Source organism: Sphingobium yanoikuyae, assembly GCF_034424525.1.
GTDB lineage: Bacteria > Pseudomonadota > Alphaproteobacteria > Sphingomonadales > Sphingomonadaceae > Sphingobium > Sphingobium yanoikuyae.
This window is the reverse complement of record NZ_CP139979.1, coordinates 3,335,460-3,355,834: the sequence shown is the minus strand read 5'-3', so window position 1 is coordinate 3,355,834 and position 20,375 is coordinate 3,335,460. Positions and strand designations below refer to the sequence as shown.

Below are 20,375 nucleotides of genomic sequence, written 5' to 3'. Positions count from 1 at the left end.
GAGCCATCATGTCCGAAGACCTGTTTCCGATACCTGCCGACTGGGCGGCCCATGCCCGCATGAATCAGACGGCGCGCGCCGCCGATTATCGCCGGTCGCTTGATGACGGCGATGCCTATTGGCTGGAACAGGCGCAGCGGCTGGACTGGATCACGCCGCCGACCCGCGCGTCGGACAGCAGCTTCGACGAAGCGGATTTCGGCATCCAGTGGTTCGCCGACGGCACGCTCAACGTGTCGGCCAATTGCCTCGACCGGCATTTGGCCGAGCGGGGCGACGTTACCGCGATCCTCTGGGAACCCGATGATCCGTCTGAAGCGCCGCGTAGCCTGACCTATCGTGAATTGCATGCCGAGGTCTGCCGCTTCGCCAATGTGCTCAAGGATGCTGGCGCACGCCGGGGCGACCGCATCACCATCTATATGCCGATGATCCCGGAGGCGGCAATGGCACTGCTCGCCTGCGCCCGGATCGGCGCGATCCACAGCGTCGTGTTCGGCGGCTTTTCGCCCGAGGCGCTGGCAGGCCGCATCACCGATTGCGATTCCAGCATCGTCGTCACTGCCGACGAGGGCCGGCGCGGCGGCAAGCGCGTGCCGCTCAAGGCCAATGTCGACGCGGCGCTGGCGCTCGACCATTGCACCAGCGTGCGCCGCGTATTGGTGGTGCGCGCAACCGGCGGGGCGGTGGCGATGCAGCCGGGCCGCGACAGCTGGTATGACGAGGCGATGGCCGGCGTCGCGCCCGATTGTCCGGCCGAGGTGATGAATGCGGAAGACCCGCTGTTCCTGCTCTATACCTCCGGCTCCACCGGCAAGCCCAAGGGCGTGGTCCATTCGAGCGGCGGCTATCTGCTCTGGGCCAGCCTCACCCACGCGCTCTGCTTCGACTATCGGCCGGGTGACGTCTGGTGGTGCGCGGCCGATGTCGGCTGGGTCACGGGGCACAGCTATATCGTTTATGGTCCGCTGGCCAATGGCGCGACGACGCTGATGTATGAAGGCCTGCCGAGCTGGCCGACGCCCAGCCGCATCTGGGAGGTGGTCGACCGACATCAGGTCCACACCCTCTTCACCGCGCCGACCGTGCTGCGCGCGCTGATGAAGGAGGGCGACCATCATGTCGCGAAGACCAGCCGTGCGTCGCTCCAATTGCTGGGCAGCGTCGGCGAGCCGATCAATCCCGAAGCCTGGCGCTGGTATCATGGCGTTGCGGGCGAGGGACGCTGCCCGATCATCGACACTTGGTGGCAGACCGAGACTGGCGGCGCGATGATCGCGCCGATGCCAGGCGCCACTGACCTGAAGCCCGGCAGCGCGACCTTCCCCATGCCCGGCGTCGAGGCGCAGATCGTCGATGGCGAAGGCGCGGTGCAGGATGGCGCGAGCGAGGGCAATCTGGTGATCGCCCGGTCCTGGCCCGGGCAGATGCGCACCGTCTGGAACGATCATGAGCGCTTCTTCCAGACCTATTTCACCACTTTTCCCGGCAAATATACCACCGGCGACGGCGCACGGCGGGACGAGGACGGCTATTACTGGATCACCGGCCGGGTCGACGATGTCATCAACGTGTCGGGCCATCGCATGGGCACGGCCGAGGTCGAGAGCGCGCTGGTGCTGCATGCGACCGTGGCGGAGGCGGCGGTGGTCGGCATGCCGCACGACATCAAGGGGCAGGGCATCTATGCCTATGTCACACTGAATGTGGGCGAGGAACCGAGCGAGGATTTGCGCCGAACCCTGACCCAATGGGTGCGCAGCGAGATCGGGCCGATCGCCACGCCCGACGTGATCCAGTTCGCGCCGGGCCTGCCCAAGACACGATCGGGCAAGATCATGCGCCGCATATTGCGCAAGATCGCCGAAGGCGAGGTGTCGGCGCAGGCGCTGGGCGATGTTAGCACGCTGGCCGACCCGAGCGTGGTCGCGGACCTGGTGCGCAGCCGCGCCGGGGTCGCGGCCTGATTGTCGCATGCGACCCAAGGTATAATGGAGGCGATGGCCAGCCCTCCCTAGCGTCCTTTTCATAAATAGAGATGGGAGAGGAATATGCGGGGCAGGGGCTGGCTTTGCGCGGGTCTGGCAGGCGCGGCGCTGATACCGGCGCTGGCATGGGCGGAAGAGCCCGATGCTGGCCCGGCACAGACGATCATCGTCACGGCGCCGGGCGGGGCGATCGATGTCGATGATGCGCTGTCCATTTCCGGCCGGGATATCGGCATTGGCGGCACGCCCGACCTGCTCGGCGCGCTGACCCGCAATATCGCCGGCATCACGCTGCAGGACGCGCAGAATAACCCCTGGCAGCCCAATCTTCTCTATCGCGGCTTCGTCGCCTCGCCGTTGCAGGGGCAGGCGCAGGGGCTGGCCGTCTATATGGACGGTGCCCGTTTCAACCAGCCGTTCGGCGATACCGTCCAGTTCGACCTGATCCCCGAGGCGGCGATCCGCAAGCTGAGCCTGCTCGACGCCAGCCCGGTCTATGGCCTCAATGCGCTGGGCGGGGCGATCCTGCTGGAGACGAAGGACGGGCGCAGCGATCCGGGGCTGGAGGCGAGCATAACCGGCGGCCGTTTCGGCTATGCCGAGGCGAGCATCGCCGGCGGCTTTGCGCGCGGCAATTTCAGTGCGTTCGGTGCTTTCCAATATAGTCATGACGATGGATGGCGGGATCATAGCCCGTCGCATCTCTATAATGGCTATGCCGACCTGGGCTTCGACACGGAGAAGGGCGGGCTGCACATGAAGCTGGTCGGGGCAAAGACCAACCTGACCGGCAATGGCGTATCGCCGGTCGAACTGCTGGCAGCGGACCGGCGCGCCGTCTTCACCTGGCCCGATAATAGTCGCAGCCGCTATGGCCGGATCAGCCTGCACCCCTGGGTCGCGCTTTCCGACACGACCCGGATCGAGGGAACGCTCTATGCCCAGCGGCTGACCCTGCGCACGGTCAATGGCGATGCTGCCGATATCGAAGGGTGCGAGGATGAGGATGACGCCGGGCTGCTGTGCCTGGAGACGGTGGGGGGCGATGATGAGGATGAGGCGCAGTCGGTCCTGACCGACGCGAACGGCAATGCCATTGCCGACAGCCTGGGAGGCGAAGGCTATGGCGTGCTCAATCGGGGGCGGACGCGGACCGATGCGATGGGCGCGCTGGTGCAGTTGATCGACGATCGCGCGCTGATGGGCGGGACCAATCATTTTGCGATCGGCATGAGCTACGACACGAGCCGCACCCGTTTCGACACATCGACCGAACTGGGCGCGATGACGGACGAGCGCAGCGTCGAGGGGCTGGGATCGATCATCGTCCAGCCGGATGGGGCAATCGCGCCGGTCGGGCTGGTCGCGCATAGCGATTATTGGGGTATGTTCGTGCAGGACCGGTTGCCGCTGGCGCCGGGGCTGACGGCGGAACTGGGGCTGCGCTGGAACCATGCGCGGATCGAACTGGTCGACCAGATCGGCACGGCGCTGAACGGGCGGCATCGGTTCCAGCGACTGAACCCCGGCGCGGAGCTGGACTATCGGGTTTCGGACGGGCTGTCGCTGCGGGCCGGCTATGCCGAGACCAACCGCGCGCCGACCCCGGCGGAATTGTCCTGCGCCGACGAGAATGCGCCATGCAGCCTCACCAATTTCTTCATCGCCGATCCGCCGCTCAAGCAGGTGGTGGCGAAAAGCTGGGAGGCGGGCGGTTCGGGCCGCTTCGCCGTCGGGGGATGGACCGCCGACTGGCTGCTCTCGGCCTATCGCACCGGCAATCATGATGACATCCAATATATCGCGTCGGACATTCGCGGCCGGGCCTATTTCCAGAATATCGGCAAGACCCGGCGCCAGGGTGTCGAGGCGTCGGTCAAGGCGGCGCGGGGTGGCTTTAGTGCGGGCCTGAGCTATGCCTTTACCGATGCGACCTATCGCAGCGCGCTGGAACTCAGCAGCCCGGCCAATCCCGAGGCGAATGACGACAGCACGATCGACGTTCGCAAGGGCGATCGCCTGCCCGGTATCCCTCGCCATAGTGCGACCTTGACGCTGGATTATGCTGGCACCTTGGGCGGCCAGCGCCGTTGGTCGGTTGGCGGCGACCTGATTGCCCGGTCGGGCCAATATCTGGTCGGCGACGAGGCGAACCAGAATGCCAGGGTGCCCGGCTATCTGATCGCCAATATCCGCGCCGGCATCGACATCATTCCCGGTGTCACCCTGTTCGGCGAGGTCCGCAACCTGTTTGACCGCCATTATGCGACCTTCGGCACCTTTACCGAAGTGGACGAGATCGAACTGGAGGAGGCGCCGGGGGCGAGTGATCCCAGGGCCTATGGCGCGGGTGCGCCGCGCCGCTGGTATGCCGGGGTGAAGGCGAAATTCTGAAGCATGGCGGCGCCCGCGATCGGGCGCGCGTCTGCCGAAGTTCACAGTGTAAACGGCCTATCGGGGCCATTTGCGCCTGTCGCGCACCTGTAACGCGTCGGTAACGCGCCTGTGCCGCGCCGGGGGTGGCGGGGGGAGGGGCATTGACGCGCGTCGCCCTTGCCCCTGTCGCGCGCCTGTGACGCGACAGCCGCGCGCCACATAGGCGCCTGCCACGCGCCGGGCGGCCGGGTTGGGCGAGGGGGAACAGCCTCTGTCGCATGGCGAGGGATAGATCAGAAAAGCGGCGTGTAGGACAGCGATGCCCGTGGCAGCGCTATCGCCCTGCAGACGGGAACATCTGCCTGAGCGAGGCTGGCGCATGGCATTTGCGGATCGCGGTTTCGACATGGCGGGCGCGTTCGGCGGTCAGCGAGGCGGCGGACAGGGCGAAGCGCCGTTCATGGGCGACTTCCTCGGCGGTGAAGGGCGTGCTGCCCTGCGGCACGCTGCCGCCGCCCAGGCCGAAGACGACGAAGTTCATCATGTCGGCGAGCTGCTGATTATCCTTGATCCGGCTGAGCGCGACATTGGGCAGGCGGATGAGATAGGCGCGGGTTTCCGGCGTGCAGAGGAACCAGCCGACCCGGCCGCGCAGTTCGGGCAGGGCCGCAGGCGCGGCGCTGCCCTGCACCCCGTGGCAGCCGCCGCAATTTTCGACATAATCGGACCGGGCGAGATCGGGATCGGTGATCGCGCTGGGCAACAGCCCCATCGGCGGCAGGGCGGCGCGGCCGATGCCGACCGCGCCGAGCAGCGCCAGCGATCCGATCAGCAGCGCATGCCGCATGCCCTGCTCGCCTCAACTCGCCGCGCCGACCAGCACGGCGGTCGAACAATGATATTCCATGCTGCTGGTGCCGAAGCACCAGATCACGTCATTGTTGAGCTGGGGCATGTAGAGCTGGGTCTCGCGGTCGGTATTGTCGCAGCCGCACTGGCCGCAGGCCGGCTTGCCGCAACAGTCGCGATAGGCGATCAGATAGGCCTTGCCGTCGTCCGGGTTGATGCAGGTGCCGACCCAGGAGACGGGCGAGGGCTCCGAACCCGCCGGGCAGCTGTGGATGCCGCCGCCGCAACAGGTGCAGAGCGCGCCGTCGATCGCGCAATAGCGCCAATAGTCGCACTTGGTTTCGTCCTTGCTTTGCGCGGTGCGGGCAAAGGCGGTCTTGGCCTCGGGCGAGCGGTCGGGCTTGGCCGCTTCGGCGCGGCTGACCGGCAGCAGCGGGAAGGCGGGCGCAGCGACCAGGGCGGCCCCCAGGCGCGAGAGCATCGAGCGGCGGGATGTCCCCCCGGCGAGGCGTCGCAGCAGCTTTTCCCCCATGGCGTCGGCGTCGAACTTCTTCATGTCACGGACCCCCTTTGAACTTGCGATCAGGCCGCCTGGGCTTTGAGCGAACCGATATAATCCTGCACCGTGGCGATCCCCATTTCATGGGCGACGACCAGGCTTTCGAGATGCTCGCGGCTGTTGACCAGCCCCTTGGACAGGATGGTGCCCTCGGCATCGAGCAGCACGGCGAAGGGCAGCTTGGCGACGCCATAGGCCTGGCCCGCCTCCGGCCCGTTGACGAAGGCATGGCCCTCCAGCCCGTGCTGGGCGATCATCGCGCGCTGGGCGGCGACATCATCGTCGCCCACGAAGGTCAGCGCGACCCGCTCGTCCCGCGCGAAGGATTTGGCCATCGGGATGATATTCTTGCACAGCGGGCATTGGGCGGAGACGAACATCAAGAGGCGCAGCGCCGTGCCATGGGCATGGCCGCCGATCGTGACGGGCGCGCCGTCGATGGTGCGGGTATCGATCTTGACGATGGCGTCGCCCACCGCCGGGCCGCCGCTGGTGGCGAGTGCGCCGGCGGGCGCGACGCGGATATGCAGCACGCCGACCTGCCGCGCGACCGCCAGCAGGGCGATGCCGAGCGCGAAAATGGCGACCCAGGACAGGATCTGCGCGATGATGAGCGAGGTCAGCATAGGTCTTCTATCTCCGGTAGGCGGCGGCGGGCGTGGCGATCAGCGCCAGGATGGCGCCGAGCAGATGGAAGGCGAGGAACAGGGCGATGCCGCCAGCGGCCGCGGTGGCAATGTCCAGCGCGGACAGCGGCGGGGCGGGCAGCAGGCGCGGCGCGACCAGCGCGATCAGCAGCAGGTTGCGGATCACCAGCGGGCAGCCGATCGGATGGCGTAACTGAGAACGTCCGCAGCCGCAGTCGATATGGCTGCGCCCGCGCGCGATGTTGATCGCCATCGCCCCGGCAAAGAGGCTAAGCAGCAGCATGGCAAGCAGCACAGGCACCGGAGCCAGGCCGGCGATCAGCGTGGCGCCGATGGCGATCTCCGCCAGCGGCAGCAGGATGGCGGCGGGGGCCACCAGCGCCGGCGGCAGCAGCCGGTAATTGGCGATCACGCCGGGCAACAGGATGCGATGGCGCAACTTCGACAGGCCCGCCTGCAACAGGATGAGGCCGATCCCGATGGCAGCCGCCAGCGCGGCGATCGCCAGACCCAGTGTCATGGTCAGGACGGGTCCACGACCGTGATGGTGCTGCCGCCGGCCTTCTCGATCTTGTGCTTTTCCTCCCAGGTGGCGAGGTCGATGACGAGGGCCGTGCCCTTCTCGCCGTCCATGATGAGCAGCGGCTTGTCCGACTGGGTGACCTCGATATTGTTCATCGGCTCTTCCAGCGGGCGGCGCTTGACCACCTTCTGCGTGGCGAGATCGACCTCCCACACTTCCGTGCCGGACGCCTTGTGCGACCAATATTCGCCCATGTGCATCAGCACGAACAGATGGCCGGTCGCGCGGTGCAGCGCCATCGGCTGGCGCCCGCCCGGATACCAGTTCAGCTCCAGTGGCTTGGTTTCGCCCGGCCGGATGCCGGCGGCGGCCTGGATCGAGAAGGGGGCGGAGATGGTCGGCGCCGGGCCGAGCTTCGCGGTCCAGATCTGGCCGGTGTAGCTCAGGAACGTCGTTTCCTTCTTCTTCCGGTCATAGGTGAAATTGTCGAAGATCGGATCGTCGGTGGCCGAGAAGAAGGGCGCGCTGTGGGTAATGTCGGCCTTGCTGCCGGTCAGCTTCACGGTGGCGAGCGATCCGTCGGCGCACAGCGCGGAAAAGCCGACGCCCGGATTGGGCATCATGCTGGCGCAGCCCGGCACTTCGACATTGGCGACGAACTTGCGCTTCACCAGATCGACGATGTTCACCGAGGAAGCGGGGCTGAGATTATAGACGAAGCCGGTCTTGCTATCGTCGCTGATGATGAAATTGTTCTTGCGCGATCCGATCAGGATACGGTCGGGAATGGTGATTTCGGTGACCAGCTTCAGCTCGCGCGTGTCATAGACCGACACCATGTCCTGCCGCGTGCCGCGATCGCCCTTTGACCAGATGGTTTCGGCGACATAATAATATTGGCCGGCCGGATCGATCGCCATGTCAGCGAGGCGCCGGGTTTCGACCATGCCCACCATCTTGCCGCTGTCGCCGTCGAAGATGCTGGTGCCCGGCATGTCCCATCCGCCGTCGACGAAGAACCAGTTGGGCTTGGGCGGCTCCATCGTCACGACATCGGACGTTTCCGGCTCCAGCGCGGCCGTGGTGTCGGCGGGCGCGGCTTGGGCGGTGATGGCTGCGCACAGGACGAAACCCATGGCGGCGGTGGCGAAAAATCCCCTGACGGCGGCGCTCGACATCTGGCGTGATCCCCCTTGATCGGTGCGGCGGCGCTGGACTCATCTGGTCCGCGTTTCGCCGCTGGAATGAAGGCTGGACAAGTGTCAAGGATTGGTCAAGGAGGTGGAGACGCTCCCCGCAAAATATTTTTGCGCCGCAGCAAAACTAAGCGATAATCTCGTGAACGCCTTCGATCCGGGGCAGGCGCAGCCTGTCGGGCGAGGCCGCCACCAGCAGCGCGAAACAGCCGCCGGTGAGCGCGACCAGCGCGCCATCGATCAGCCCCTGCTGCCCCAACCCGTCGGACAGCAGCGATCCCGCCACCGGCCCGGCGATCATGCCCAGGCTGTGGACGCAGGCGACGAAGCGGCGGAACAGCGGACTGCCGCCGCCCGCTGCCGTGGCAAGGCCGGAAAAGCGGATGATGGTGGCGGTGGACCCGATATTGAGCAGGCCGATCGCCAGGATGAACAGGGTCGGTGCGCCGGGGCGAGTGAGGGCGAGCGGGGCGAGCAGGCAGACGGCGGACAGCAGGCCGGTCAGCGGCAGCGGCACGATGCTTTGTTCGCGCATCAGCGCGATCGCGGTCAGCGCGCCGATCACCGATCCGATCGCCACTGCCTCGCCGATCACGCTGTCGTCAATGCCGGCGGCCAGCGCCAGCGCGCCGGAAAAGCTCCAGACCATCATGGTGCCGGCGATGAAGCAGAACAGGGCGACGGCCAGTGCCCAGGCGCGGGCCGGGGTGGGTGCGCGTTCATCGGCGTCGCTGGTTTGTGACTGCGCCGGATCGGCGGCCGGCATCATCAGGCTGAGCAGCAGCACGCCGATCGGCGCCAGTGCCAGCAGACGCAGCGCCGCGGCCGGCCCGGCGCGGTCGCCGATCGCCGGCAGCGCCAGCGCGACCAGGGTGGACAGCAGCAACTGGACCAGGAAGACGGCGGCATAGGCGCCGGTCGGACGCTGCGAGGCGGCGGCGCTCATCGCATGGGTATAGGCGACGCCCATGCCGACGCCGAACAGGCCGCGCGCGACGACCAGCGTTGCCAGCTCGTCGAGCGCCGGCGTTATCAGGCTGGCGGCCAGCGCGATCAGTGCGGCGAAGGCCGGCGCGCCAGTCGGCAGATGCGCGCCGCCGCGCCAGACCAGGATCGCGCCGATCGCCATGCCGCCCTGGGTCGCGCCGACGATCCAGCCATGGTCGGATGGATCAAGCCCGGTGGCGGCGGTCAGCAGGGTGAGGAAGACGGGATCGATGCCGGGTTGCAGCAGCGCGAGCGCGGCGGCGGCGATGCAGGCGATGGTCCGGTCCGGTGCCCATCCGGGCAATATACGGCTTTGCGTCATGATGGCCCCCACAGCATGAACAGGCGCCGGTGGCGCTCCTGCCGTTCAGACCATCTCTCCCCCCTGGGGCGGCGTCAGGCCGCTTCTGTCATCAGCCCTGCAAGATCGCGCGAAGTCACCGTCTTGGCAAGATGCACGAACGACATTGCGGCCAGCGCGGTAAACACCGGCATCTTGGCCGCCCAGGGCTTCTGATGCCCCAGGAACGGCGTCGATCCTTCCATCGATGCGCTGATGAACAGGGCGACGCTATGCACCTCGTCCGGGGACAGGGCCGGATTGATCTGCGCGACATATTCGCCGATCACCTCATGCACCTTGCTGTAGAACAGGCGCACCCGGTCGGCGACGAACTCGCTCTGGTTGGCGAGGGCCCAGAGCTCGGTGAACAAATGGGTGGTGCGCTTGGTCTGGATATCCTCCAGGCACAGGATGATGACCAGCTTGAGCCGTTCCTCGGCGGTGAGGCCGGGCTTGCGCACCATCTCCTCCAGCAGCTTGTCATAGGATTCCAGCATCTCGTCCAGCATCACCTGGATGAGCATTTCCTTGCGCGGGAAATGATAGCTGACATTGCCGACCTTCATGTCGCAGCGCGCGGCGATGCGGCGCAGGGTGAAGGCATCGGCACCCTCGTCGATCAGCACGTCCAGCGCCGCCTTGAGGATCTGGTCCACCGTTTCGGACCCGCGGGCATAGATGCCGGGCCGTGAGGGAGCGAGTATCATATCACATCTGCCTTGGCGGCCCTCCTACCACGGCGCGGCCCGGTTCGCCACCCTTTGCGCATCGCTCGCAACGGCGGGCTTGACGAATATTTGAAGACTGTCCAGTATTCGCTCATCCACATAATCTTGGGAAGAGGCGTGAAATCCGGTGCGGCACCCTGGCGGGGGCGGCTTCCGGGGCAAACGTCCATATGTGCGGGGACATTTCAGGCGATGATTCAGGGTATCAAGCGCGTCACATTCTCTCTGCTGGCGGTTGCGGCGGTTGGTTTGCCCGGGGCGGCACAGGCGACCGGGCCACAGACCTTCGCCAATCGCTGCTCCATGTGCCATCAGCCCTCGGGCGCGGGCCTGCCGGGCCAGTTTCCGCGTCTCAATGGCCGGGTGGCGCAGATCGCGACCAGTCCGGAGGGGCGGCGCTATCTCGCCATGGTGCTGCTCTATGGCATTTATGGCCCGATCACCGTGGACGACAGGAAGATCACCGGCCTGATGCCGGGCATGGGCACCATGTCCGATCAGGATATTGCCGACGTGCTCAACCACGCCGTGTCGCTCAAGAAGGCAGCCAAGCCCGCCGCGCCCTTTACCGCGGCGGAGGTCGCCAAGGTGCGCGCCGGCGGCAAGCAGACCGCGGCGCAGGTCGCGGCCGAGCGCGGTCGGCTGGCGGGCAAGGGGCTGATCCCGTCCTGATCCGGGCGGCCATCCTATAACTCTATGCTATGGGATAGTCGGTCTTGAGCGGTTAAATGGCGGTGCCGGGCTGTGGGATAAGGGGGCTCCAAGGAGATCCCCCATGTCCAACGCCATCGCCACCGTCTCGCTGCGCGGCACGCTCGAAGAGAAATTGCGCGCCGCTGCCGCGGCCGGCTTTGCCGGGGTCGAGATATTCGAGAATGACCTGATCGGGTCGGAACTGGCGCCGCGGGACGTGCGGCGCATGCTGGACGATCTGGGCCTTGCCTGCATGCTCTACCAGCCCTTCCGCGATTTCGAGGGGATGCCGGGCGCGCTGCGCCAGCGCGCCTTCGACCGGGCCGAACGTAAGTTCGACCTGATGGGCGAACTGGGCACCGATCGCATCCTGGTCTGCTCCAACTGCTCGCCCGCTTCGCTGGGGGAGCGGGAGCGGATCGTCGACGATTTCCGGGATCTGGGCGAGCGGGCGGCCAAGCGCGGCATATTGGTCGGCTATGAGGCGCTGGCCTGGGGCCGGCATGTGTTCGATCATCGCGATGTCTGGTCGATCGTAGAGCAGGTCGACCATCCCCATATCGGCATCATCCTCGACAGTTTTCATTCGCTGTCGCGCAAGATTCCGAGCGAGAGCATCCGCGAGATTCGTGGCGACAAGATCGTCTTCGTCCAGCTGGCCGATGCGCCGCTGCTCGACATGGACCTGCTCTATTGGAGCCGCCATTTCCGCAACCTGCCGGGGCAGGGCGGGCTGGATGTCGCCGGCTTCGTCGCGGAGATATTGGCCACCGGCTATGACGGGCCACTGTCGCTGGAAATCTTCAACGACCGGTTCCGCTCCAATGCCGCGACGCTGGTGGCGGAGGACGGGCATCGTTCGCTCGACTATGTGCGCGACGCGGCGCTGCGGCAGTTGGGGCGCCCGTCGACCATGCCCGCGCCGGAGCCGGTGCTGGGCGCCGAGTTCGTGGAATTCACCACCGCCAGCGCCGATTCCGCGCGGCTGGGCCGCACGCTGGCGACACTGGGCTTCAGTCTTGCCGGCGAGCATCGCCAGAAGAAGGTGACGCGATGGCGTCAGGACGGCGTCAATCTGGTCGTCAATGCCGAGCCCAAGGGCTTTGCCAGCGCCTATCGTGCGGCGCATGGATCGTCCATCTGCGCGATCGGCGTGCGGGTGAGGGACAAGGCGGCGGTGCAGGCGCGCGCGGCGGCGCTGGGGATCAAGGCCTATAGCGCGGAAGGGCGCCCCGGCCGGATGGCGATGCCGGCGCTGCGCGGGGTCGGCGGCAGCCTGGTCTATCTGATCGACGATAATGAGGTCGAAGGGCTGTGGGCGCGCGAGTTCCAGGCGATCGAGGCGGAGCCCGATGCGCCGGTCCATGCCCATGGCTTCGACCATCTCGCTGCCGTCATTCATAATGACGAGTTCCTGTCCTGGCAGCTTTACTGGCGCGCCCTGTTCGGGCTTGAGGCCAAGGCGGCGCAGGATGTGATCGATCCGTCGGGACTGGTGCATAGCCAGGCCTTGCAGGCGCCCGACGGCGCTTTCCGGGTGACGCTCAATGCATCGGACGCGCGCGAGACGCTGTCGTCCCGCTTCCTCGACCAGGGAATTGGCGGCGGCTATCAGCATGTGGCGCTGGCGACCGACGATATCTTCGCGACCGCGCAGGCATTGCGGGACGAGGGCGCGGCGGTGCTGACCATTCCGGCCAATTATTATGCGGACATCGCCGCGCGCTTCGGCTTTGACGACGCGCTGGTGGCGCGGATGCAGGCGCTGGGCATCCTCTATGACGAGGATGCCGATGGTCACGGCTTCTGGCAGCTCTACAGCCGCGCCTTCGACAAGCTGTTCTTCTTCGAGTTCGTCCAGCGCGATCATGGCTATACGGGCTATGGCGCGCCCAATGCCGGCGTCCGGCTGGCCGCACAGAACCGGTTCCGCGACGAGAATCCCGTCGATTGAGCGGGATCAGAGGATCAGCTTGATCGTCATGCCGGCCACCACCGCATCGGGATAGCGGCTCGTCGCCCCGACGCGGTGGATATATTGGAGGTTGGGGCGCAGCAGCAATGCGCGGGTCGCCTGCCAGCCATAGAAGATTTCGCCGCTTGCCTCCCAGCGCTGCGGATCGACATCCTGTCCCAACGACTGCTGGTCGCGCTGGCGATCGGCGATGCGCGGATTGACCCTGGCATAGACGAGGCCGAGGCCGAAATTGTCCCTGGGCCGATTGTCCCACAGGCCGCGCGCGACGAAGCCGCCGCTCAGGAACAAGGGCACGCGCGCGGTCGCCCGGTCGGACAGCGTCATGGTGCCGAACAGCGACAGGCCGCGTTCGCCGGGGCCGAAGCGGACGATCATCTTTTCCGCCATCGCCCAGGCGCTCCACCGTTCGCGCCGGGTGGCCGGGGCGAGGCCGGACAGGACGTAGGAATTGCCATTGGCGTCGGCATAGACATCGGGCTTGTCGGTCGTGTCGATGAGGCCGCCGAGCCGGACCAGGCCGGGCAATTGCCCCGCGCCCTGGCCCGATTTCCAGCCCAGTTCGACCGGCAGGACGACACTGTCGAAACGCGGCGCCAGTTGCCAGCCATTGCCGGTCTGGGCGCGGATGCTGTTCACTTCGAAGGCGGCGACGCTGATGCTCAGCCCATGGCCGATGTCCTGCCGGGCGCGAATGCCCCAGCGCGGGATCGGGAAGCCGGAAAAGCCGCTATTGTAGAAGAGTGTGGTCGGGCGCGGGCAGAAGGCGAAATTCTGGAACTGGCAGCCCGAGGGCAAGGTCGCGAAATCGTCGCCCGTATGATAGAGGCCGATCTTGAGCGCGGTCCTGCCACCATTCAACTGCTGCTCATAGCTGAGTTCCGCCGGGCGCAGATCCTGCCCGCCGCCGAACAGTTCCTGCACCTCGAACAGATTGCCGATGCGGGTGGCGGTCAGATCCTGCCCCTTGCGATGGATGATCGTCGCGATGATCTTCCCGCCTGAAAGGCCGAACGCCTTGCCGGTGTCGACGACCGCCGATGCCAGCAATTGCTGGGTATAGGCTGCGCCCTGATCGCGCCCGCCGCTGATCGATGCGGCGCTTTCGGAGACATAGGAGAAGGTGAGGTTGACGCCGCTGTCCTTGAGCCGTGTGCGCCAGCCGGCCTGGGGCGCGGCCGGCGGCTGGGGTGGGGGCGTCTGTGGTCCGGCGGGCGGCCCCTGCAATTGCGGCGCGGGCTTCACCGCTTCGGCGACCTGGACGGGCAGGACGATGGCGGGCGGGCTGTCGGCGATCATGGCGCGACAGCCGCATCGGTCGCGCGGGCGAAGTCCGCCAGCATGCGGTTGCTGTCCGGTGCGACCGCTGTGAACAGGGCGAAGGCATGGGCCGCCTGCATCACCGCCATGCCGCCGCCGGTCAATATGGCGCAGCTCTTGGCCTGTGCCGCCACCAGCAACGGGGTGTGCAGCGGGAAATAGATGATGTCCGACACCCATTGATCGGGCGTCAGCAGATCGGGATCGAAGGGCAGGCCGGGATGGCTGAGCATCCCGATCGGGGAGGTCTGGACCACGCCATCGGCGTCCGCAATGGCATCGGCCGCATGGGCCATGGCCTGCACCTGCGCCGCCGGGAAGAGCGCGCCAAGCCGATCGGCCAGCGCCGCCGCGCGGTCCTGTGCCGGATCGACGATGGCAAGATGCGTCGCGCCAAGGTCGAGATGGGCATAGCCGACCGCTGCCGCAGCGCCGCCTGCACCGATCATCGCGATCCGGCCGCGCGGGCGATCGGCAAGGCCTGCGAGGAAATGGGCGCGATAGCCCGACCAATCCGTATTGTCGCCATGCGCCCGGCCGTTGCGGAACAATATGGTATTGACCGCGCCCAATGCCCGCGCCGCGTCGGACAGGCTGTCGAGCAAGGGGATGACCGCCTGCTTGAAGGGATGGGTGACGTTGATCCCGTCAAAGCCCATCGCGCCCAGCATCGGCAGCAGGCGGGGCAGGTCGTCCGCGTCATAGCCCATCCGATCGGCATCGAGGATGCGGTAGACGAGGGTCAGGCCGAGCGCCTTTGCCTCCGTCTCGTGCATGTGCGGGCTGCGCGATCCGGCAATGCCCTGGCCGATCAGGCCGCAGAGAATGGACGCGCGGGGGCGATCCGCGACGGGCGCGGGGGACTGGAACATGGCATTATCCTTGGAAGAGGGGCGGTCAGTCGGCCTTGGGCAGGCGGATCATCGCGGCGCAGATGCCCGCGATGACGGCCGGCACCGCGAAGACACCGAAGATGACAGGCAGTGAGACTTTCGCCGCGAGCAGGAAGCCGCCCAGCATCGGCCCGATCACTGCGCCGATCCGGCCGACGCCCATGGCCCAGCCGATGCCGGTGCCGCGTGCTTCGGGCGGATAGAGGCTGGCGGCGAGCGGGTAGCAGCCGTTGAAGCCGCCCTGGACGAAGACGCCGATCAGGAAGGCGGTGGCGAGCGTCGCGACCAGCGGCATCGCGACCGATCCGAACAGGACCAGCGTGACGGCAGCGGCCGACATATAGCCCAGGATCAGGCGGCGCAGGTCGAAATGGGTGCCGGCGATGCCGATCAGGGTCACGCCGACAAAGGCGCCGATATTATAGATGGCGCCGGCATAGATGGCGTCCTTGGCCGGCAGGCCGGCCTCGACCGCCAGCTTGGGAATCCAGCTGATGACGAAATAGAGCGTCATGAAGCCCGAGATGGTGGCCATCCACAGCAGGATGGTGCCGGTTGCGCGGCCATCGGCCAGCAGGCCGCGCACGCCGGCCTTGTTGGCTTCATGCACCTTCTTGGCGGGCAGCGTATCGACCGCCGGCTGGCCCATCGAGCGGAGCAGGCGGTTGGCCTTTTCCAGCGCGCCCTTGGGCTGGCGGGTCAGCAGGAAGTCGATGCTTTCGGGCAGCAGCAGCCAGACGAAGGGCAGGGACAGGGTGCAGAGGATCGCCGCGCCCAGCAGCATCGCCTGCCAGCCATAGATGGGCAGCAGGTTGGCGACGACGAAGCCGGTGATGGTGGCGCCGACCGGATAGCCGGCCTGGAGGAAACCGACCGCGAAGGTGCGGTGCCGGGGCGGGGCATATTCGGCGGTCAGCGCCGCCATGCTGGCCAGCACCGTGCCGATGCCGATGCCGACGATGAAGCGGCTGACGATCAGTTCGCCGATATTGGCGGCCATGGCCGAGCCGAACATGGCGCCGGCCATCATCACCAGCGAGGCGAGGATCAGCTTGCGACGACCGAACCTGTCGGCCATCGGCGCGATCAGCAGGCCACCGGCGGCCATGCCGGCCAGCCCGGCGCTGAACACCACGCCCAGCCGTTCGGGCGTCACCTGCCAGTCGGTCGACAGGGCGGGGGCGATATAGGACAGGATCAGCACGTCCATGCCGTCGAGCATGTTGAGGATGAAGCAGATGGCGACGACCAGTATCTGGCGCGCGGTCCATAGGCTGTCCGCCGCGACGGGCGCAGCCTGGCCGTCAACGGTCACATAGGGCCGCACGGACACGCTGCCGGTGGCGGAATAGCTGGCCATCTCGAATAATGCCTTTCATCCTCTCGCGGCGCCCTGCGCCCTTGCCTTGCTTGTCCGGTGGCCTGTCGGCTTCTATTCTGCGGATGGCTATGCCTCATCCATTCAATAGGTAATTTCCACCGCTCCAGATGCGCTTCGCTATATCGCTATGTTATGGCTTTGGCGGGCGCGGCAGGGCGAGCATCGCACTGCGGGCAATCTCCTCGAAGGTTTCGCCGATGATGGCGCGCGGCGATTCCATATTGCGGTTGATATAGACCGGAAGCACGCCGGGGTCTTCAAATTCCAGGAAGCGGACGGTGTCGGCATGGGGCTGCATCGCGGTGAAGCTGTCGACCAGCGCCACGCCCATGCCGTTGGCGACGAAGGCGACCGCGGTTTCGGCGAAGCGGATATAGGTGGAAACGTCCGGCTCCTGCCCGGCGCGGGCGAACATGTCGGCGATGATCCGGCCATGGGGCGTATCGGGGCGGAAGGATTGCAGTTGCGCGCCGGCAAGGTCGGCCACGCCGATCCGGCCGCGATCCGCCAGCGGATGATGGCTGGGCACGGCGCAGACCATGCGCCCGGCGCCGATCCGGCTGGACAGGATGTTGGGATGGTCGATCGGAAAGACGGTCAGCGCATATTCGCCACGCTGGAGTGCGAGATAATCGATCGCCTGCTCGACCGAGAGAATATCGAACTGGATGGTGAGGCCGGGATAATTGGCGCTGAGGCGGGCCAGCATCTGGGGCAGGATCGAATGGCCGAGCGAGGGCGATGCGCCGACGCGAAAGGTCTTGTCCTCCCCCTTGGCCAGCCGGCGGATGACATGGGCGAGATCGTCGAAGCCCTTGTAGATGCGTTCGATCTCCTCGAACAGCACGCCGGCTTCCTGGGTCGGCACCAGCCGGCCGCGGGTGCGGTCGAACAGGCGGAACTGCAGCCTGTCCTCCATATGGCCGAGCATCCGGCTGAGGCCGGGCTGGGACGTGCCGAGCATCCGCGCGGCGCCGCTGACCGTCTTGGTAATCATGACGGCGCGGAAAATTTCTATCTGTCGAACCGTGAGCATCGAACGTCCATGATCCTGCACCGGATGGATAGCGCGTGCTAGCCCAGCGGAGCGGCGCATGAAAGCCCGCCGCGTGGGTGCCGGTCGTTCGAAGACGGGTTTTCAATGTGCGCGGGCAGGGGGCAAGGGGGTGCCCGCGCACATCGATCAGCCAGGGATCAGAAGCGAACCTTGGCACCGACCGTCATGTAACGGCCGATCGTGTCATAGTGGATCGCGCCATAGGTGGTCAGCGGCGGATCGCGGTCGAACAGGTTGTTGACGTTGGCGAACAGGGTGAACTTGTCGACATTCACCTGGGCACCGAGGTCGACATAGACGCGGGCGGCGATGTCGTTGTTGGCGATGTCCAGCGCATGGTTGAACTTGCCGCCGCCGACATAGCGGACGCGGGCGTCGACCGAGACGTCCTGGCTGCTGTAGTTGATCGACCCGGTGGCGCGCCAGTGCGGCGTGCCGAAGCTGACATTGTCGCCCACGTCACCGGCACGGTCGACGCTGGTCATGCCGTCGTTGATCAGCACCTTGTCGACATAGGTGGCGAGGCCGCGGAAGCGCATCGTGCCGCCCAGGCCGCCGCTCACCTTGCTCAGCGGCAGGGTGTAGCTGGCCTCGATATCCACGCCGGCGGTCTTGTATTCGGCCAGGTTGATATAGGTGGTGTAGATGGTGGTCGGGGCACCGGCAGTGTCACGCACGATCTGGCTGCACAGGTCGGTATTGCCGTTGGCGCAACCGCTGATGACGTCCTGTGCGCCCAGCGAGGTGATCGCGTCCTTGAGCTTGATGTTGTAATAGTCGACCGACAGGTTGAAGCCCGGCAGGAAGGTCGGCGTGAACACGGCGCCGGCGGTCAGCGTGCTGCCGATTTCCGGCTTCAGGTTCGCATTGCCGCCGCCATAGCGGGTGATCGAGTAGGTGCTGCCATTTTCCGCGACCGTGGTGAAGCTGGTCGTGGTGGTGGTGTAGAGTTCCGCCAGGCTGCCCGAACGGATGTCACGCGAACGCGACACGCGCAGCAGCAGATTGTCGAAGATGCGATCGGTCACACCCAGCTTCCACGACCAGATGCCACCGCTGGTGCTGTAGCGGCTGTAGCGGGCCGCACCGTTGACATCGAGCTTGCTGAACGGCTGGTCGAGCAGCGGGATGGCGACTTCGCCGAACGCTTCCTGGACGTTGAACCCGCCGTCGAGCGGCGAGAAGTTGAAGCGGCTGAAGCCCTTGGCGGCCGAGGTGGCGTCGAGGCTGTTGGTGACCTGCTCTTCCCAGCGGGCTTCCGCACCGAAGGCGACCGAAACCGGACCGGCCCAGGTGGAGAAGGGGTCGCCGCGCAGGCTGGCGCCGGCGCTGTCGAGCTTGGTGGTGTAGACGACGCGGGCGACATTGCCGAACACATAGTCGATCGCGTCCTGGCTGGCGGCGCCTTCGCCCAGGATGTTGAGCGGGCGGCAGGCGGTCGTCGGATCGGTGAGCGCGGTGCGGCAGACGATATTGCCGCTGCTGTCGGTCACGGCATCCAGCGCGGCGGTCAGGTTCGCGCCGGTGATCTGGTTGTCATAGCTCTGCATGTTGCGGTTTTCGCCATGGCTGTAATAGGCCGAATAGCGCCATTTGCCGTCCGCGAAGCTGCCATCGACGCCGATCGCGCCTTCCACATTCTGGCGATAATAGCCGAAGGTGCGATAGCCATAATCCTCGAAGAAGCGGCCGACCTTGATGCTGGTCTCGCCGGCGGCGGCGAGCTGATCGCGGATCGACTGCGACAGATAGGGATTGCTGGCCGACAGGGTGTAGGTGCCATTTTCCGCATAGAAGGGATATTTGGCCCAGATGCGGCTGTAGCTGCCGTCCGCCCAGAAGGTGGCGTCGCCAACCTCGAAGCTGGCGCGGGCATAGCTGTTGACGCGCTGATAGGGGTTGGTCAGCGCATATTCGTCGTTGGTGGCCACGCCTTCGCCGCCGACCATGGTCGAACCGCTGATCTGGCTGCCGTACTGGAAGGCGCGCAGCGTGCCGTCCGAATTGAAGGTCTGGCCCTTGAGCGTGCCCGAGGTGATCAGGCCGCCGAGGCTGGTGGTCGAACTGTTGACGTCGCGCACCAGGATATAGTCATGGTCGCCCGTGGTCGGCGAGAAGAGGTTGGCGCTGCCGACATTCTTGCGCGAGTTGCGGTCCAGAATGCCCTCGTCATTCTGATATTCGGCGCCGATCATGAAGTGGCCGCGACCGTCGGCGAAATGGGTGCCGAAGGTGCCGTCGAAGCTGTAGCGATAGCCGTCGCCACGCGACGACACGCCGTTCTGCGCGCCGATGGTCAGGCCTTCCAGATCATCGTCGAGCATGATGTTGACGACGCCGCCGATCGCGCCCGAGCCCCAGGCTGCGCTGGCGCCGCCGGTGACGATCTCGACCCGCTTCACCAGGCCCTGCGGCACGGTGTTGAGGTCCGACGAGCCGGTGAAGCGGCGGTTGTTGAGCAGGGTCAGGGTGCGGGTGACGCCCAGGCCGCGAAGGTCCATCGCCGACGAGGAGGAGTTGGTGTTGGCGACGGTGCTGGCGGGCGACTGGGTCGCGCGGAACTGCGGCAGGTCGTTCAGCACCTGCGCGATGCTGGGACGGGCGCCCTGGCGCAGTTCGCTCTCGCCCACGACGGTGGTCGGGGTCGGCGCGTCGAAGCCCTTGCGGTCGATGCGCGAACCGGTGACGACGATCGAACCGGCGTCATCGTCGGCGGCGGGCGTGCTGTCCTGTGCCAGGGCGACCTGCGCCGTGGCGAGCGACAGGACCAGGGCGGCCCCGGCGCTGCCCGCCATCAGCAGGCGGCGAAATCCAGTGTCTTCAATACGCATTTCCAATAGTCCCCTTTTGCTCTTGCTTT

At 66.4% G+C, this 20,375-nt stretch carries 16 protein-coding genes; 4 read left to right on the top strand and 12 right to left on the bottom strand.

From position 1 onward, the window contains the following. Positions 1–8 precede the first annotated feature (8 nt). Entirely contained in the window at positions 9–1,967 is a 1,959-nt protein-coding gene (gene acs / locus U0025_RS15525) for an acetate--CoA ligase (protein WP_004208337.1), read from the top strand. An 84-nt stretch (positions 1,968–2,051) separates the two neighbouring features. Beyond that, positions 2,052–4,382, top strand: coding sequence for a TonB-dependent receptor (locus U0025_RS15520; RefSeq protein ID WP_004208336.1), 2,331 nt, complete (start codon positions 2,052–2,054; stop codon positions 4,380–4,382). A gap of 316 nt (positions 4,383–4,698) precedes the next feature. On the opposite strand, the gene U0025_RS15515 is transcribed toward U0025_RS15520, so the two are convergent. From U0025_RS15515 to U0025_RS15485, 7 genes are all read right to left on the bottom strand, one after another. Next, entirely contained in the window at positions 4,699–5,211 is a 513-nt protein-coding gene (locus U0025_RS15515) for a c-type cytochrome (protein ID WP_004208335.1), read from the bottom strand. Positions 5,212–5,223: 12 nt separating this feature from the next. Continuing rightward, positions 5,224–5,769, bottom strand: a complete 546-nt coding sequence (locus tag U0025_RS15510; RefSeq protein ID WP_004208334.1) for a methylamine dehydrogenase light chain — start codon at positions 5,767–5,769, stop codon at positions 5,224–5,226. A gap of 26 nt (positions 5,770–5,795) precedes the next feature. Beyond that, on the bottom strand, positions 5,796–6,398 hold the full coding sequence (locus U0025_RS15505) for a thioredoxin domain-containing protein (RefSeq protein WP_004208333.1): 603 nt from the start codon (positions 6,396–6,398) through the stop codon (positions 5,796–5,798). A 7-nt stretch (positions 6,399–6,405) separates the two neighbouring features. Next, positions 6,406–6,939 (bottom strand): MauE/DoxX family redox-associated membrane protein, encoded by a 534-nt coding sequence (locus tag U0025_RS15500; protein WP_004208332.1) that lies wholly within the window; start codon positions 6,937–6,939, stop codon positions 6,406–6,408. A 2-nt stretch (positions 6,940–6,941) separates the two neighbouring features. Further along, a complete protein-coding gene (locus U0025_RS15495) occupies positions 6,942–8,120 on the bottom strand; it encodes an amine dehydrogenase large subunit (RefSeq protein WP_004208331.1) in 1,179 nt (392 codons plus the stop codon). A 145-nt stretch (positions 8,121–8,265) separates the two neighbouring features. Further along, positions 8,266–9,447, bottom strand: a complete 1,182-nt coding sequence (locus tag U0025_RS15490) for a hypothetical protein (protein ID WP_004208330.1) — start codon at positions 9,445–9,447, stop codon at positions 8,266–8,268. Positions 9,448–9,521: 74 nt separating this feature from the next. Continuing rightward, positions 9,522–10,175: a TetR/AcrR family transcriptional regulator gene (locus tag U0025_RS15485; RefSeq protein ID WP_004208329.1), complete on the bottom strand. Its 654-nt coding sequence runs from the start codon at positions 10,173–10,175 to the stop codon at positions 9,522–9,524. 213 nt (positions 10,176–10,388) lie between these two features. Between U0025_RS15485 and U0025_RS15480 the strand changes: the two genes are divergently transcribed. Both U0025_RS15480 and U0025_RS15475 read left to right on the top strand, forming a co-directional pair. Next, a complete protein-coding gene (locus U0025_RS15480; RefSeq protein WP_004208328.1) occupies positions 10,389–10,868 on the top strand; it encodes a c-type cytochrome in 480 nt (159 codons plus the stop codon). A 103-nt stretch (positions 10,869–10,971) separates the two neighbouring features. Then, positions 10,972–12,843 carry a bifunctional sugar phosphate isomerase/epimerase/4-hydroxyphenylpyruvate dioxygenase family protein gene (locus tag U0025_RS15475; RefSeq protein ID WP_004208327.1) on the top strand — a complete coding sequence of 624 codons (1,872 nt, stop codon included), beginning with the start codon at positions 10,972–10,974 and terminating at the stop codon, positions 12,841–12,843. A gap of 6 nt (positions 12,844–12,849) precedes the next feature. Here U0025_RS15475 and U0025_RS15470 read toward each other — a convergent pair whose 3' ends face one another. The 5 genes from U0025_RS15470 to U0025_RS15450 form a co-directional block, all read right to left on the bottom strand. Next, positions 12,850–14,163, bottom strand: a complete 1,314-nt coding sequence (locus U0025_RS15470) for a carbohydrate porin (RefSeq protein ID WP_004208326.1) — start codon at positions 14,161–14,163, stop codon at positions 12,850–12,852. After that, positions 14,160–15,056, bottom strand: a complete 897-nt coding sequence (locus U0025_RS15465; protein ID WP_004208325.1) for a shikimate dehydrogenase — start codon at positions 15,054–15,056, stop codon at positions 14,160–14,162. The genes U0025_RS15470 and U0025_RS15465 overlap by 4 nt, the downstream gene beginning before the upstream one ends. A gap of 25 nt (positions 15,057–15,081) precedes the next feature. Next, entirely contained in the window at positions 15,082–16,437 is a 1,356-nt protein-coding gene (locus U0025_RS15460) for an MFS transporter (protein ID WP_004208324.1), read from the bottom strand. Between the two features lie 151 nt (positions 16,438–16,588). Then, entirely contained in the window at positions 16,589–17,494 is a 906-nt protein-coding gene (locus U0025_RS15455; RefSeq protein WP_004208323.1) for a LysR family transcriptional regulator, read from the bottom strand. Positions 17,495–17,652: 158 nt separating this feature from the next. Further along, the gene (locus U0025_RS15450) at positions 17,653–20,346 is read right to left on the bottom strand and encodes a TonB-dependent receptor domain-containing protein (RefSeq protein WP_004208322.1); all 2,694 of its coding nucleotides are present in this window, start codon (positions 20,344–20,346) and stop codon (positions 17,653–17,655) included. Positions 20,347–20,375: the final 29 nt, after the last annotated feature.

Excerpts from the sequence above, each read along its gene's own strand:
- U0025_RS15470 (WP_004208326.1), bottom strand. The coding sequence starts at position 14,163 with ATGATCGCCGACAGCCCGCCCGCCATCGTCCTGCCCGTCCAGGTCGCC.
- U0025_RS15500 (WP_004208332.1), bottom strand. The coding sequence starts at position 6,939 with ATGACACTGGGTCTGGCGATCGCCGCGCTGGCGGCTGCCATCGGGATC.
- U0025_RS15505 (WP_004208333.1), bottom strand. The coding sequence starts at position 6,398 with ATGCTGACCTCGCTCATCATCGCGCAGATCCTGTCCTGGGTCGCCATT.
- U0025_RS15460 (WP_004208324.1), bottom strand. The coding sequence starts at position 16,437 with ATGGCCAGCTATTCCGCCACCGGCAGCGTGTCCGTGCGGCCCTATGTG.
- U0025_RS15475 (WP_004208327.1), top strand. The coding sequence starts at position 10,972 with ATGTCCAACGCCATCGCCACCGTCTCGCTGCGCGGCACGCTCGAAGAG.
- U0025_RS15485 (WP_004208329.1), bottom strand. The coding sequence starts at position 10,175 with ATGATACTCGCTCCCTCACGGCCCGGCATCTATGCCCGCGGGTCCGAA.
- U0025_RS15510 (WP_004208334.1), bottom strand. The coding sequence starts at position 5,769 with ATGAAGAAGTTCGACGCCGACGCCATGGGGGAAAAGCTGCTGCGACGC.
- U0025_RS15465 (WP_004208325.1), bottom strand. The coding sequence starts at position 15,056 with ATGTTCCAGTCCCCCGCGCCCGTCGCGGATCGCCCCCGCGCGTCCATT.
- U0025_RS15520 (WP_004208336.1), top strand. The coding sequence starts at position 2,052 with ATGCGGGGCAGGGGCTGGCTTTGCGCGGGTCTGGCAGGCGCGGCGCTG.
- U0025_RS15515 (WP_004208335.1), bottom strand. The coding sequence starts at position 5,211 with ATGCGGCATGCGCTGCTGATCGGATCGCTGGCGCTGCTCGGCGCGGTC.
- U0025_RS15455 (WP_004208323.1), bottom strand. The coding sequence starts at position 17,494 with ATGCTCACGGTTCGACAGATAGAAATTTTCCGCGCCGTCATGATTACC.
- U0025_RS15450 (WP_004208322.1), bottom strand. The coding sequence starts at position 20,346 with ATGCGTATTGAAGACACTGGATTTCGCCGCCTGCTGATGGCGGGCAGC.
- U0025_RS15480 (WP_004208328.1), top strand. The coding sequence starts at position 10,389 with ATGATTCAGGGTATCAAGCGCGTCACATTCTCTCTGCTGGCGGTTGCG.
- acs (WP_004208337.1), top strand. The coding sequence starts at position 9 with ATGTCCGAAGACCTGTTTCCGATACCTGCCGACTGGGCGGCCCATGCC.
- U0025_RS15490 (WP_004208330.1), bottom strand. The coding sequence starts at position 9,447 with ATGACGCAAAGCCGTATATTGCCCGGATGGGCACCGGACCGGACCATC.
- U0025_RS15495 (WP_004208331.1), bottom strand. The coding sequence starts at position 8,120 with ATGTCGAGCGCCGCCGTCAGGGGATTTTTCGCCACCGCCGCCATGGGT.